Genomic DNA, 563 nt, shown 5'->3' with positions numbered 1-563 from the left:
TTACAAAGGCTTGGGAAGACAATAATGATCAAGACGGAAAACGACCAAACAGTGTAATAATCAAGTTATTGGCAGATGAACAGGAAGTACCTGGAAAGACACTAATTTTGACAAATGCAAATAACTGGACAGGAAGTTTTACGGATCTTGATAAATACAAAGCAGGAAAGAAAATAGAATATACTGTCAAAGAAGAAGCAGTAGGAAATGGATATACGAGTGCTATTACGGGAACAGCTGAAAATGGATTTACAGTAACTAACACAAGAGAATCTGAAAAGATGGCAGTAGAAGGTTCAAAGACATGGAACGATAAAGACAATCAAGATGGAAAACGACCAACAGAGATTACAATCAATTTGTTAAAGAATGGAACAGTATTTAAAACTAAGACAGTAAGAGAAGCTGATGGTTGGAAGTGGAAGTTTGAAGATCTTGACAAGTATGAAAATGGACAAGAAATTACTTATACTATTACAGAGGAACAGGTGGAAGGATATTCTGCGGAAGTAAATGGTTACAATGTCAAGAATTCATATACACCAGGAAAGGTAAGTGTACAA

At 35.3% G+C, this 563-nt stretch carries 1 protein-coding gene; it reads left to right on the top strand.

What is annotated here, in order from left to right; genetic code table 11:
• The coding region (locus HLB29_RS09630) for a Cna B-type domain-containing protein (RefSeq protein ID WP_207719514.1) at positions 1–563 on the top strand (563 nt) is incomplete at both ends.

Source organism: Peptostreptococcus canis, assembly GCF_014229965.1.
Classification (GTDB): Bacteria; Bacillota; Clostridia; order Peptostreptococcales; family Peptostreptococcaceae; genus Peptostreptococcus; species Peptostreptococcus canis.
Note: the sequence above shows the minus strand (reverse complement) of the source record. Positions and strands in the feature narration are given on the sequence as shown.